Origin of the sequence: Aestuariimicrobium soli (genome assembly GCF_051192575.1) — a bacterium.
Taxonomy (GTDB): Bacteria; Actinomycetota; Actinomycetes; order Propionibacteriales; family Propionibacteriaceae; genus Aestuariimicrobium; species Aestuariimicrobium soli.
The window spans coordinates 245381-258178 of record NZ_JBPJSQ010000001.1; the positions used below are offsets into that span (position 1 = coordinate 245381).

Sequence of the window (12798 nt, forward strand, 5' to 3'; positions counted from 1 at the left end):
GTCAACACGGTCGTCAGCGGTGATGTTCCGTGAAACGTCGAGTCTATGCGGTCAGCGAAGACTCCCGATCTGTGAACACTGGTTGAATGGGGGCCGTGATTGCCAGACTCCTTCCGGGCGGGCCCGTGGCCGAGGCCGTGTTCGCCGACCTGCAACCCCGCGTCAAGACCCTGGCCGAGCGGGGCGTCGTCCCCGGTCTCGCCACCCTGTTGGTGGGTGATGACTCGGCCAGCGCCGGCTACATCCGCATGAAGATCGAGAAGGCCGAGTCGCTGGGCTTCACGGCACCGCACGTGCACCTTCCCCAGGATGCGACCCAGGCCGATGTCGAAGCAGTGATCGACGAGTTCAACCGGGCCGACGACGTGCACGGCATTCTCGTGCAGAACCCGCCCCCGCCCCAGATCGACTTCGACCGGGCGATGACCCTGATGGACCCCGACAAGGACGTCGACGGACTGCATCCGTTGAACATGGGACGGCTGGCGCTCGGCCTGCCCGGTCCCGTGCCGTGCACGCCGGCCGGGATCGAGGCACTGCTGGCCTTCCACGAGGTGCCGATCGCCGGCCGCCATGTGGTCGTGCTCGGTCGGGGGACGACGCTCGGTCGTCCGCTCGCGATGCTGCTGACGCAGAAGAGGCCGACCGCCAACGCCGCCGTCACCGTCGTCCACACCGGGGTGCCCGACTGGTCGGAGCACACCAAGCGCGCCGACGTGGTGATCGCCGCTGCCGGGGTGCCCGGCATCCTGCGCCCGGAGCACCTCACCGAGGGCGTCGTGGTGGTCGGCGGTGGTGTGCGCTACGAGGGTCGCAAGCTGCTTCCCGACGTGGACGAATCGTGCGCCGAGGTGGCCTCGGCCATCACGCCGCGCATCGGCGGGGTGGGCCCGACCACCATCGCCATGCTGTTCCGCAACGTGGTCGAGGCGGCCGAACGCACCGTCAGCGGCTGACCGGCGGCGCCGCGGCCCGATCGTCCGTCGACTGGCGCAGCCACGGAGTGTCGCGCACCGCGGTGGGCAGCGTTCCCGAACCGAACAGGCGCCCCCGCAACTCCTCGTCGCGGGCCAACCGCGCCCGATCCCGCCGACCACGTTCGGCGATGATGGCCATGATCAGGTCGTCGGGGGTCGAGATCGGCGGTTGGGGCGACACCCGCGTGCGCAACTCGTCGGCCAGTTGCACCGCCAGACGCTGGCGGGCAACGGGGGAGAGCTGACCCCGACGCAACAGGTACTGCCGGGCGCCCAGGGTGACCCGCGGGTCGAGCGGGGCGATGTCGGCGTGGGTGGCCCAGGCGGCCAGACTCGGGGGCATCGGCATCGGCGCGGGCCAGCGCAGGGGCACCCGCTCCGAGACGACGATGGTGCCCGAGGCCAGATCGCCCAGCCGCTTGCCGCGCTTGTTGAACACTGACGTCAGCACGGCGGGCACACCGGCGAGCATCCACAGTTCGACGTAGCCGATCAGCGCGCGACCGATGGCCTGCCGGGCACGGATGGTGCCGTGGTCGTCCCTCACCACCCGCAGCCCGATGGCAACCTTGCCCAGCGATCGTCCGCGGGTGAGCGTCTCGACGACGGCCGGGCAGGCCACGAAGACGCCCACGAAGATGGCGGTCACGACGGCCTGCACCAGGTTGGACGAGAGGTCGCCGGCGGTCGTGACCAACCACAGCACGAGGCAGACCAGCAGCACCACCTGGACGAGCATGTCGATGATGATCGCCACGATGCGTGCCCCCAGGCTCGCCGGTCGGATCTCCAGCTCGACGGCGTCACCGGTGACCGGCCCGGTGGGGGTGAAGGGGATGTCGGTCATGGGGCGACCCTACTGGCTCAGTAGTCTTCTGGACGTGGACCTCGACGCCTACATCGACGCGCACTCGTGGCAGTGGCGCGAACTCGAAACCCTGGTGAAGAGGTCACACCTGTCCGCGGACGACACCGACCGGCTCATCGAGTTGTACGAACGGGTCGGCACCCACCTCTCGGTGATCCGATCGACCAGCCCCGACCCGGTGCTGGTCACCGCCCTGTCGAACCTGCTGGCCCGGGCCCGGCGACGTGCCGGTGCCGGGCGGGTCTTCTCGTGGGGTGACCTGCTGCGCTTCTTCACGCGCACCTTCCCGGGGGCGCTGTACACCATGAGGTGGTGGTGGGTGATCACCGGGGTGGTGTGGATCGCACTGGCCTTCGTGCTCGGGGCGCACCTGGTGGCGCACCCGGAGTTGATGGCCAAACTGGGTACCCCCGGCGACCTCGAGCAGCTGGCCCAGCACGACTTCGAGGACTACTACTCATCGGGGCCGGCGCAGGAGTTCGCGGTGCGACTGGTGCTCAACAACGCCTGGGTGGCGGCGCAGTGCATTGCCCTGGGCGTGCTGGGCTTCCCCACCCTGGCCGTGCTGTTGAACAACTGCTACAACGTCGCGTTCACCGGCGCCATCATGGTCAACCATGACCGGGGCACGCTCTTCTTCGGGTTGATCCTTCCGCACGGGCTGCTGGAGCTGACCGGCATCTTCGTGGCGGGCGGAGTGGGGTTGCGCCTGTTCTGGTCATGGATCCACCCCGGTGCGCGCACGCGGGTGGCGGCGATGGCGGCCGCGGGGAGACAGAGCATCGCCGTGGTGCTGGGCCTGATCGTGCTGTTCGGGGTCAGCGCGTTGCTCGAGGCCTTCATCACCCCCAGCCCCCTGCCGCCGTCGGCGCGGCTGGCGGTCGGAGTGGTCGTCTGGTTGGCCTTCCTCTACTACGCCCTCGTCGTCGGCCGGGCGGCGGCCGAGTCCGGAGCCACCGGCGACCTCGAGGTCGAGGATCGCGGTGACGAGGTGGTGGCGGCCGACTGACCCCTCAGAGCAGACCGCGCGACTTCAAGCCGAGATAGTGGTCGGCGAGGGCCACCGGCAGGGTCGCGGGTGGCTCGTCCAACACGGTGACTCCCAACTTCTGCAGCCCTCGTGAGGTGCGCTGCCTGCGGGCGGTGGCGTCCTCGGCGGCGGCCGCCTGGTAGACCTCGCGGGCTGACTCGCGCTGGGCGCTCATGGCGACCAGTGCGTCGTCGGAGACCGAGGCGACCACCACCCGATGGCGGCGGGCGAGCACCTGCAGCGCCGGCGCCAGCGATTCCTCGACCGCCGCCGGTTCGAGGGGGGTGATCAGCACCAGCAGGGAGAACTTGGTGCCGGCCTCGGCGATCGCCGACCCCAGACGCGTCCAGTCCGCCTCGACCAGTGCGGGTTCGAGCTGGCTCATCGCCTGCGTGATGCGGGGGAGGGCGTCGGGGCGCTGCACCGCCTTCACGGTGGCCAGCACCTCGCGGTCGCCGGCCAGCAGGTCGACGCGGTCACCGGCGCGCACGGCCAGGGCCGACAGCAGCTGCACGGCGTCCATGGCCGTGTCGAGGCGGGGCACGTCGCCCACCCGACCGGCCGATACACGCGAGGTGTCGAGCACGATCATCAATCGCCGATCGCGTTCGGGGCGCCAGGTGCGCACCACCACGTTCTGCTTGCGGGCCGTGGCGCGCCAGTCGATGGAGCGGACGTCGTCGCCCTCGACGTAGTCGCGCAGTGAGTCGAACTCGGTGCCCTGGCCGCGGGTGCGGGTGAGGGCCCGACCCTCGAGTTGCTGCAACTTGGCCATCCGGCTGGGCAGGTGTTTGCGGCTCGGGAAGGCCGGCAGCGCCCGCAGCAGACCGGGCGTGTCGAACCCCACCTGCCGGGCCGCCAGGCCGAGCGGACCGACCACCCTGATGGTCACCGATCGGCAGACCAGGTCGCCACGGCGGCGCGGAAGTAGCGGTGTGGTGAAGCGTTCGCGCTCCCCGGCGGGCAGCGAGAACCGGTGACGGTTGGGGTGGGCCCCGGCCGAGGGTTGCCAGGCGTCACGCAGCATTCCGCGGCGGCGTCGTCCGCCGGTGTTGGTCACCAGCAGGCTGGTGGACGTGGGCTCGTCGACCCGTCCCGGCGCCGTCGGCTCCCGCTCGATCACGAGTCGACGGGGGCTGGGCGCGACGATGGCGTCGAGGGCGACCAGCACCAGCACGAGGGCGGTCCAGGCCAGCGCCGTCACCCACGTGGGCCACAGCACACAAGGGACGATGCCAACCAACATGGCCAGCACCGCTCGTCCGGTGATCACCATCGGTTCAGCGCGGCACGACCACGGAGTCGACGGCACTCGCCAGCACCGAGCTGACCCGCACCCCCTCCAGGTCGGCCTCGGGACGAAGGGTGAGCCGGTGGGCGACGGTGCTGGTGGTCATCACCTTGACGTCGTCGGGGGTGACGAAGTCGCGCCCGTTGAGCCACGCCCAGGCACGGGAGGTGGCCAGCAGGGCCGTGGCCGCTCGAGGCGACATCCCGACCGCGAGGCTGGGCGACTGTCGGGTGGCGCGGGCGATGTCGACGATGTAGCCGATCACCTGGGGGTGCACCTGCACGCGGCGGACGGCCCGGATGCCCGCCCGCAGGTCGTCGGCGCTGGCGACGGCGGTGAGACCGGCGGCCTCGAGGTCGCCCGGGTCGAAGCCGCGGGCGTGACGCATCACGATCTCGATCTCGGAGTCACGGGGCGGAGCCGGCAGGTCGACCTTCAGCAGGAATCGGTCGAGCTGGGCCTCGGGCAGCGGGTAGGTGCCCTCGTACTCGATGGGGTTCTGCGTGGCGGCCACGAGGAACGGGTCGGGCAGGTCGCGCGGCTGGCCGTCGATGGTGACGGTGCGCTCGGCCATGGCCTCGAGCAGCGATGCCTGGGTCTTGGGAGGTGTGCGGTTGATCTCGTCGGCCAACAGCAGGTTGGTGAAGACGGGGCCCGGACGAAAGGTGAAGTCCGACGTCGAGGCGTCGTAAACGAGCGAGCCGGTGACGTCACCGGGCATGAGGTCGGGGGTGAACTGCACGCGCTTGTGCTCGACGGAGAGGGCACGCGCCAGGGAGCGGACCAGCAGCGTCTTGGCCGTGCCCGGCGCGCCCTCGAGCAGCACGTGCCCACGGGTGAGCAGCGCCATCAGCAGTCCGGTGACGGCCTCGTCCTGGCCGACCACCACCTTGCCCACCTCGGCGCGGACCCGCCAGAGGGCGTCGCGCGCCTGGTGGTCGCTCTGGGCATCATGTTGTTGCTCCGTCATCGACGTCGCACCTCTTCCTCCAGTTGGGCCAGGGTCTGCGCGCGCAGCACCATGGTGTCGTCATCGATCACGGTTCCGGTGTCGGTCAGCACCTGCGCGACCTCGCGGGGGTCGCGCCCCGTGGCAGCGGCCACGGCGCGGACGAGTTCCTCGTCCGGGGAGTCGTGGGGCAGTGCCAGCACCTGGCGAAGCCGGGCGCGGGTGGCTCGTTGCAGGGAGCCGACCGCGCGGTCCCGGGCCCCGGCCCGGTGGTAGAGCTGCCCCCGGCTGATGGTGGTCTCGATCGCCTTGACCACCACGGGCATCCGCTCGGTCACGAGGGGCCCGAAGCGGCGTGCCTGCCACAGGGCCGCGACCACGATCGTCCACGTCAGCAGCCGCTGCACCGCGTCCCACCACGGCGGCAGGATGCCCGCGAGGCCGGGCTGGTCGGAGGGCTCGTCGGTCGCGATCTGCTCGTTCTCCGACGAATACCAGACGAGATCGTGGCTGCTGCCGAGCAGGGTCAGCCCGAGGGCGGCGTTGTCGCCGTCGAGAATGTGGCCATTGGTGAGCAGCGTCTCGTCGGCGAGGGCGATCACCTCGGGGTTGCCGGGCTTGCGCACCAGTGCGTGCGCGTTCGAGGACGAGTCGCTCTCGAGGGGGAAACACCCTTCCAACGGCGCACCGAACGACTGCCGGTAGCCCCGCAGGGTGTCCGACTCGCCCTCGAGCGCGACGCGAGTGGTCTGCCCGATCGCGTCGAGCGAGCACTCCGCGCGCGACTCGACCGCGCCGGTGCCGCCGCTCTGGCTGACGCCGGTCAGGCCGAGGCCCCGCAGCACGGCGCTTCCCTGACCGAGCAGCACCACCCGTCGATACCCGCTGGCCTGCGCCTTCACCGCCTCCAGACCCGGGCCGATCAGGTAGTTGTCGCGGTTGGTCACGACCAGCGTCGCCCCCGCGGGGGGCGTGTGGCTGGTCAGCTCCGCCGACGTGCGCACGACGGTGACCGACACGCCTTGCTTCTGCAGCACCTGGCTGAGGGCCTGCATGCCTTCGCGCTTCTGGTTCTCGGGGTCGTTGTCGCCGAACTGCTTCGCGGGCCACAGCACCAGGGTTGCCACGACCGCGAGCGCGATCACGGCCACCAACCAGAACGTCAGGGATCGTCCCTGACGCGCCAGGAACGGGCGGTGGGCCGTGGCCACGCCCGAGGGTGCGGGTCGACTCGGCGACGGGCTGCTCATCGGCCCACCTCCGCCGTCGCGGTGCGGTGCTGGGGCCGCGCGGCCTGCAACTGGTCGTCGAGTTGCTGCACGAACGCCACGTCGGCCGCCGTCGTGGGCGGGACGGACGCCTGGGCGAGTCCCTCGGCGACTCGTTCCCGATAGGCGGCCCGGTCGAACAGGTCGGCGGCGCGGTGCATGGCCTGGGCGTGATCGCCGAAGACCTCCGAGACCCGCAGCGCCACCTCCTGGGCGGTGTCACCCGGACGACGCCCCAGCACGGTGCGCCGCACCATGTCGGCAACGATGGCCCGGTAGGCGCTGATCAGGGCCTGGTCGTACTCGCCGCTGCCGAGCAGGGCCGTCGTCCGCGATCGGTAATCGGCGGCGCTGAGGGTGGCGTCGACCAACGCGCTGCCGCCCGCCTCACGGCGGGAGCGACGTGCCTCGGGGCGGGAGCGCCAGACGAACCAGACCACCCCAGCCAGGACGGCCACCACGATCACGGTGACGAACACGTTGTTGGGGGAGGGGAGTCGGTCGGGCACGGAGGCGTCGAGGATGCGACGCCACAGGTCACGCAGCCAGCGTTCCAGCCACGACACCGGGCGTTGGTAGCCGCTGCGGCCCAGTTCGTCGGCGAGCCAGCGTCTGGCCTCGTCCGGTGACGGGCGCAGGGGAATCTCGAGCAGGGGAAGCATGGACGAGTCAGTGGTTCAGCTGGTTGAGCAGGGCGACGTCGTAGCCTTCCCTGCGGATCTTCAGATCCAGGGTGATCAGCGACATCAGGGCGGCAGTGATGGGTGCAGTCACGATGCTGGGCAGCACGCTGGCCGCGACCTGGGTGATGGCGTAGCCCGCGGAGGAGACGTCCCCGTCGGACGAGCCGGCGCCGCTCGTGAGCGTCACCAAGAGGATCTGCACGGGGGTCGACACCATGCTGGTGACGATGGACATCACGATGCTCACCAGCAGGACGGCGCCCACGACGCGCCAGAACGACCCCCGGGTGAGCGACCACGATTGGCGGATGGCGACGACGGGCGACAGCCGCGACCAGATCGTCTCGGGGCCGGCCGCGACCGACTTCATCTGCAGGATCATTGCCACGACCCAGGCGGCCAGCACGGCCACGACCGTGACGAGCACGAGCACCACGATCGTCTGGGAATCGGCGTTCCCCTGGGTGGTCACCGCCACGATGATGCCGGCCATGACGCCGCCCACCACCAGGATCGGGGCGAGCACCAACAGGCCCACGAGCAGGCTCGTGCCCAGATAGGGCAGCAGTCGTCCCTTGACGACGGCCCACGATTCCGAGAACCCGGGTTTGCGCCCCAACACGGCCTCATGGGTGGCGTGCATCACGATCGGTCCCACGAGCAGGGTGGCGAGCGTCAGCGGCAGCACGCTGAACATCATTCCGACCAGCGTGCCGATGGCCTCACCCAGTGCGGGCTCGAGCGAGGAGAACTGCGAGAAGGCTTGGGCGCTGAGCAGCGCCAACGGGATCGACACCGCCAGGGCGACGACCTGCACCATCAGGCTCACCAGAATGGTGCCCTTGGGGTTGAACCGGATGACATTGACCGGCCCGCTGAAGAAGTCCCCGAAGTCAAGGGGCTTGATGGCCAGGATGCCCGGCTTGATCACATTCCACAGGGTGCGCCCGGGAGGCAGGGACCCCTGGGGAGGGCCGTACCCCTGCTGGGTGTAGGGCTGCTGGACGTAGGCGGGTTGCCCGTAGGGCTGCTGGACGTAGGTGGGCTGACCGTAGGGCTGCTGGCCGTACCCGGGCTGACCGTAGGGAGGTTGCTGACCGTAGCTGGGCTGACCGTAGGGAGGCTGCTGCCCATACGACGGGGGCGCGGGCTGCTGAGAGGCCCCGGGGGCGGCCCAACCGTGGTTCTGACCGTCCTGCGACACGCTGTCCTCCTTGCGCCGATCGCACCATCGCGGTGCGGGTCAGGACGACCCTACCGGCCAGCCCGGTCACCGGCCCCGCAGCGCCTGACCCAGGATGTCGAGGAGCACCTGCTGCATGCCACCGGACGAGCTCTGGCCTGCGCCGCCACCCAGCACTCGTCCGAGAATGTCGCCCAGCACGCCACCGACGCCGCCGGACGATGCCTCCGCATCCTGGGCGTCGGCCCCGGCGGTCGGGGCACCGCCGCGATTCTGCACCTGCTTCACCAGCCAGGCCATCACGATCGGGGCGAGGATCGGAATCAGCTTCTTGACGAGGCTCTCGCCCCCCACATCGCCCAGAATGTGGCGGGCGATCTTGGCACCGTCGCCGGTGTCGACGTCGTCGAGGTCGATGCCGCCGTCGATGAGGCTGGAATCGTGGTCGCCGAGGGCCGAGGCGAGCGACTGGGCGCCCTCGGGCTCCTGGGCGTTGGCCTGCAACCCACCGACCAGCTGGGGCAGGGCCTGGGCGGCTGCCGCACGCACGTCTGCGGGATCCTCGCCGAGTTGATTGGCGATCTGGTCGATCGGCAGGCTGGTGAGCAGGTCGTTGAGGTCAGACATCGGAACTCCTTGTCGGGGACGCTCGGCAGGTGCGGCCGATGAGGGTGACGCTAGCCGCCGCAGGGCCCCCGGGGAGGGGTTGCGTCAGGAATCGCGGCGCGACCAGCGCGCCCGCCAGCGACGCCACTCCCTGGCCAGGGCATCGGGCCACGGCGGCACGGCCAGCCCCTCGGCCGCGTTCAGCCGACGCACCTGCGGTCGCAGCCAGTAGACGCCGACCAGGCCGATGGCGAACATGACCAGTTGCGTCGTCCACGCGATGCGGAAGGCCGAGCGGGTGTAACCGCCAGCCAGATCCAGGACGATCCCGAACAGCAGCATGCCGGCGACGCCGAAGCTGAAGGCGCCCATGATCACCACCCCCGTGGCGGTGCCGATCCGGCTGGCGAGGTTGCGAGTGCGGGCCACCTCGATGCCGATGTTCGAGCCGGCGGCATTGGCCGAGAGGGCGATCATCCACACCACCAGCGCCCACAGGGGCGGCCGGTCGAAGGCGACCACCAGGGTCAGCGTGGCGATGTTGGCGCCGGCGACCGTGAGGGAGAAGTTCGACAGGCGCAGGGGGTGGCGGGGTGCCAGCCAGCCGATGACCGGGCCGGCGACCAATCCCGAGACGACGAGCAACGCGAACAGTCCGGAGACCTGAGCGGGTGGCAGTCCGACCCCGCGTTCGAGATAGGGAAAGCCCCACATCATGGCGAACACCAGTCCGGGGAAGCCGGCGACGGCGTGCAGGAAGAAGCCGAGGCGGGTGGCCGGATTGCTCCACACCTGCCGGGCGGTGTCGATGAAACTGAAGTCCTGGTCGGCGCCGCCGTGCACCCGCTGGCCGTCCGGCCGGTTGCGCAGCAGCGTCCACGCGGTGACGGCGGCCAGGGCCGACACCACCGCCAACAGGGTGAACGCCGGCGACCAGCCGCGGGAGCGCAGGAACGCGGCGAACGGGATCGTCGACAGCAACTGCCCGATCTGGCCGAACATGCTGGTCAACTGCACCAGCATGGGCACCCGGCGTGGGCTGAACCACGAGGGCAGCAGGCGGATGACGCTGGTGAAGGTGAGGGCGTCGCCCATGCCCACCAGCACGCGGGCCGCCACGGCGGGCACGAGCGCCTCGGAGCCGGCCAGACTCAGTTGCCCCAGCGCCATGATGGCTGCCCCCGCTCCGATCACCACCCGGGATCCGAACCGATCGGCCAGCAACCCGGCAGGCACCTGCATCGCCGCGTAGGTCAGCAACTGCACCACGACGAACAGACTGAGCACGCTTGCCAGCACGCCGAACCGCTCGGTGGCCGCGAGCCCGGCCACGCCGAAGGACGAGCGTTGCCAGATCGCCGAGACGTAGACCAGCACCGCCACCAGGTAGATGCCCCAACTGCGCCGGGTGTCGTGCAGGGGGTGAGGGGCGGCGTCCACGCCCCTCACCCTAGAGCGGCATCAGCGGGCGACGGCGGGCTGTCCGTTCTCGCTGAGGTCTTCGCGGGGTTCGGCCGCGGGGTCGCCGGCCAACACCCAGTCGCGCACCTCGGGCATGTCTTCGAGGTGCTCGCGGATGTAGGTCTCGTGCCGCTCCAACTGCCGCTGGCACCACGCCTTCAGCTCGGCCATTCCCCGCACCTTGCGGCGCGAGTTGTGGATGGCGTCGATCACCAGGTGGTAACGGCTCGCCTGGTTGCGCACCACCATGTCGAACGGGGTCGTGGTGGTGCCCTGCTCGATGAACCCCCGGCAGTGGAAGCGGTCGACGTCGGGGCGTCCGTGCACCAGTTGGTGAATGGTTCCCGGGTATCCGTGGAAGCTGAACACCACGTCGACGGTGTCGGTGAACAACTCGCGGAACAGCTCCGGGGTCATGCCGTTGGGGTGATCCTTGGGGCGCGCCAGGGTCATCAGGTTGACGACATTGACCACCCTCACCCGCAGGCCTGGCAGGTGCTGCTTGAGGATCTCGGCGGCGGCCACCGTCTCCATGGTGACGACGTCGCCGGCGCAGCCCAGCACGATGTCGGGATCGTCCTCGGTGGAGAGGTCTTCGTTGCCCGCCCAGTCCCACACACTGGCACCACGCCGACAGTGTTCATGGGCCTCGGCCAGTGTCAGGTACTGCAGTTGTGGCTGCTTGTCCTGCACGATCAGGTTGACGTGGCTGCGACTGGTGAACGCGTGGCGGGCCACCGAGAGCAGGCAGTTGGCGTCCGGCGGCAGGTAGATGCGGGCCACGTCGCCGCGGTGCTGCATCACGTTGTTGATCAGGCCAGGGCCTTGGTGGGAGAAGCCGTTGTGGTCGTTGCGCCAGGCCGTCGACGACAACAGGATGTTGAGGCTGGGCACCTTCGCCCGCCAGGGCAGGTGATTGGCTTCCTCGAGCCACTTGGCGTGCTGAATCGTCTGACTGGCGCTGACCATGGCGAATGCCTCATAGGTCGCGAACAGTCCGTGCCGCCCGGTCAGCGTGTAGGCCTCCAGCCAGCCGTGGCAGTTGTGCTCCGAGAGCACCTCCATCACCCGACCGTCGCGCGAGAGTTGCACGTCGTCGTCCGTGACCGATTCCAGCCAGGTACGGTCCGAGACCTCGAAGACTGCGCCCAGGCGGTTCGAGTTGGTCTCGTCGGGGCAGAACAGGCGGAAGCTGTCGGGGTTGCGGCTGTAGAGGTCGCGCATCAGCGCGCCGAGCACCCGGGTCGACTCGCTGCGGGTGGTGGCCGGCGCCTCGACGGCGATCTCGTAGTCGTCAATGTCGGGCAGGTCGAGGTCGCGGGTGAGCAGGCCCCCGTTGGCATGGGGTTGGGCCGTCATGGCCAGCTCGCCCTCGGGGTTGTTGCGGGTCACCAGCTCGACCGGACGACCGTCGGCGTCGAACAGCTCGTCGGGACGATACGACCGCAGCCACTCCTGCAGCAGCCGACGGTGGGCGTCGTCCTCCTTGACCCCGGCCAGCGGCACCTGATGGGCCCGCCAGGTGCCCTCGATGAGCACACCGTCGACCTCGTGGGGCCCGGTCCAGCCCTTCGGTGACCGCAGCACGATCATCGGCCAGCGCGGACGACCCTCGAACGCATTCCCGGCGCGGGCGTCGGTCTGGATGGTGCGGATGCGGCCCCAGGCGTGGGCGAGGGCCTCGGCGAAGCGCTGGTGCATGCCGGGCAGGTCGTCACCGTCGACCTCGATGACCTCGTACCCGTGGCCCTCGAACAGGCTGCGCACCTCGTGGCGGGGCTTGCGCGAGAGCACGGTCGGGGCGGCGATCTTGCCGCCGTTGAGGTGCAGCACGGGAAGCACGGCCCCGTCGCGGGCCGGGTTGAGGAAGCTGATGCCCTTCCACGAGCCCTCGAGCGGGCCGGTCTCGGCCTCACCGTCGCCGACCACCGCCAGCGCGATCAGGTCGGGGTTGTCGAAGACGGCGCCGAAGGCGTGGATCAGGGCGTACCCGAGTTCGCCGCCCTCGTGGATCGATCCCGGGGTGGTCACCGACGCGTGCGAGGGAATGCCGCCGGGGGCGGAGAACTGCCGGAAGAACGTGGCTAACCCCGCGGCGTCCTGGGTGACATGGGGGAAGTTGTGGGTGTAGGTGCCCTCGAGCCAGCTCGCGCCTGTCAGGGCAGGGCCACCGTGGCCGGGCCCCGCGAGGTAGATCATGTTCTGGCCGGTGTGGCGGATCAGTCGGTTGCAGTGCGAGTAGATGAACGCCAGACCGGGTGAGGTGCCCCAGTGCCCCAACAACCGGGGCTTGATGTGGGCCGGCTCGAGGTCGTCTCGCAGCAGCGGGTTGGCCTGCAGGTAGATCTGGCCGACGGTGAGGTAGTTGTTGGCGCGCCACCAGGCGTCGACGGTGGCGAGGTCGGCGTCGTCGAGGGTGGCGAGTTCGGTGACGGTGGTGCTCAGGTCAGCAGTGCCCATGTGGTCACTGTGTCCCACGCCG

At 70.1% G+C, this 12798-nt stretch carries 11 protein-coding genes; 2 read left to right on the forward strand and 9 right to left on the reverse strand.

Annotation, left to right across the window (positions count from 1 at the left end):
- The first annotated feature begins 86 nt into the window (after positions 1-86).
- Complete coding sequence (locus ACSDQ9_RS01160; protein ID WP_435142715.1) at positions 87-956, forward strand: bifunctional 5,10-methylenetetrahydrofolate dehydrogenase/5,10-methenyltetrahydrofolate cyclohydrolase; 870 nt, start codon at positions 87-89, stop codon at positions 954-956.
- Here the strand turns inward: ACSDQ9_RS01160 and ACSDQ9_RS01165 are convergent.
- Positions 946-1824: an RDD family protein gene (locus ACSDQ9_RS01165; RefSeq protein ID WP_435142716.1), complete on the reverse strand. Its 879-nt coding sequence runs from the start codon at positions 1822-1824 to the stop codon at positions 946-948. The genes ACSDQ9_RS01160 and ACSDQ9_RS01165 overlap by 11 nt on opposite strands.
- A 34-nt stretch (positions 1825-1858) precedes the next feature.
- On the opposite strand from ACSDQ9_RS01165, the gene ACSDQ9_RS01170 reads away from it, so the two are divergent.
- Positions 1859-2854 carry a stage II sporulation protein M gene (locus ACSDQ9_RS01170; RefSeq protein ID WP_435142718.1) on the forward strand — a complete coding sequence of 332 codons (996 nt, stop codon included), beginning with the start codon at positions 1859-1861 and terminating at the stop codon, positions 2852-2854.
- A gap of 4 nt (positions 2855-2858) precedes the next feature.
- Here the strand turns inward: ACSDQ9_RS01170 and ACSDQ9_RS01175 are convergent, their stop codons facing one another.
- From ACSDQ9_RS01175 to ACSDQ9_RS01210, 8 genes are all read right to left on the reverse strand, one after another.
- Positions 2859-4151: a DUF58 domain-containing protein gene (locus tag ACSDQ9_RS01175; protein WP_435142719.1), complete on the reverse strand. Its 1293-nt coding sequence runs from the start codon at positions 4149-4151 to the stop codon at positions 2859-2861.
- A 4-nt stretch (positions 4152-4155) separates the two neighbouring features.
- The gene (locus ACSDQ9_RS01180; RefSeq protein ID WP_435142720.1) at positions 4156-5136 is read right to left on the reverse strand and encodes an AAA family ATPase; all 981 of its coding nucleotides are present in this window, start codon (positions 5134-5136) and stop codon (positions 4156-4158) included.
- On the reverse strand, positions 5133-6365 hold the full coding sequence (locus ACSDQ9_RS01185) for a DUF4350 domain-containing protein (RefSeq protein ID WP_435142722.1): 1233 nt from the start codon (positions 6363-6365) through the stop codon (positions 5133-5135). Before ACSDQ9_RS01185 ends, ACSDQ9_RS01180 begins: the two co-directional genes overlap by 4 nt.
- Complete coding sequence (locus tag ACSDQ9_RS01190) at positions 6362-7045, reverse strand: DUF4129 domain-containing protein (RefSeq protein ID WP_435142724.1); 684 nt, start codon at positions 7043-7045, stop codon at positions 6362-6364. The genes ACSDQ9_RS01185 and ACSDQ9_RS01190 overlap by 4 nt, the downstream gene beginning before the upstream one ends.
- Before the next feature lie 7 nt (positions 7046-7052).
- A complete protein-coding gene (locus ACSDQ9_RS01195) occupies positions 7053-8270 on the reverse strand; it encodes a hypothetical protein (protein ID WP_435142726.1) in 1218 nt (405 codons plus the stop codon).
- Positions 8271-8336: 66 nt separating this feature from the next.
- Positions 8337-8876, reverse strand: a complete 540-nt coding sequence (locus ACSDQ9_RS01200) for a DUF937 domain-containing protein (RefSeq protein WP_435142727.1) — start codon at positions 8874-8876, stop codon at positions 8337-8339.
- 84 nt (positions 8877-8960) lie between these two features.
- Complete coding sequence (locus ACSDQ9_RS01205) at positions 8961-10295, reverse strand: MFS transporter (protein WP_435142728.1); 1335 nt, start codon at positions 10293-10295, stop codon at positions 8961-8963.
- 21 nt (positions 10296-10316) lie between these two features.
- Positions 10317-12776, reverse strand: a complete 2460-nt coding sequence (locus ACSDQ9_RS01210) for a phosphoketolase family protein (protein ID WP_435142729.1) — start codon at positions 12774-12776, stop codon at positions 10317-10319.
- Positions 12777-12798: the final 22 nt, after the last annotated feature.

Coding starts and splice junctions, on each gene's coding strand:
- ACSDQ9_RS01160 (WP_435142715.1), top strand. CDS start 87: ATGGGGGCCGTGATTGCCAGACTCCTTCCGGGCGGGCCCGTGGCCGAG.
- ACSDQ9_RS01165 (WP_435142716.1), bottom strand. CDS start 1,824: ATGACCGACATCCCCTTCACCCCCACCGGGCCGGTCACCGGTGACGCC.
- ACSDQ9_RS01175 (WP_435142719.1), bottom strand. CDS start 4,151: ATGGTGATCACCGGACGAGCGGTGCTGGCCATGTTGGTTGGCATCGTC.
- ACSDQ9_RS01180 (WP_435142720.1), bottom strand. CDS start 5,136: ATGACGGAGCAACAACATGATGCCCAGAGCGACCACCAGGCGCGCGAC.
- ACSDQ9_RS01185 (WP_435142722.1), bottom strand. CDS start 6,365: ATGAGCAGCCCGTCGCCGAGTCGACCCGCACCCTCGGGCGTGGCCACG.
- ACSDQ9_RS01190 (WP_435142724.1), bottom strand. CDS start 7,045: ATGCTTCCCCTGCTCGAGATTCCCCTGCGCCCGTCACCGGACGAGGCC.
- ACSDQ9_RS01200 (WP_435142727.1), bottom strand. CDS start 8,876: ATGTCTGACCTCAACGACCTGCTCACCAGCCTGCCGATCGACCAGATC.
- ACSDQ9_RS01210 (WP_435142729.1), bottom strand. CDS start 12,776: ATGGGCACTGCTGACCTGAGCACCACCGTCACCGAACTCGCCACCCTC.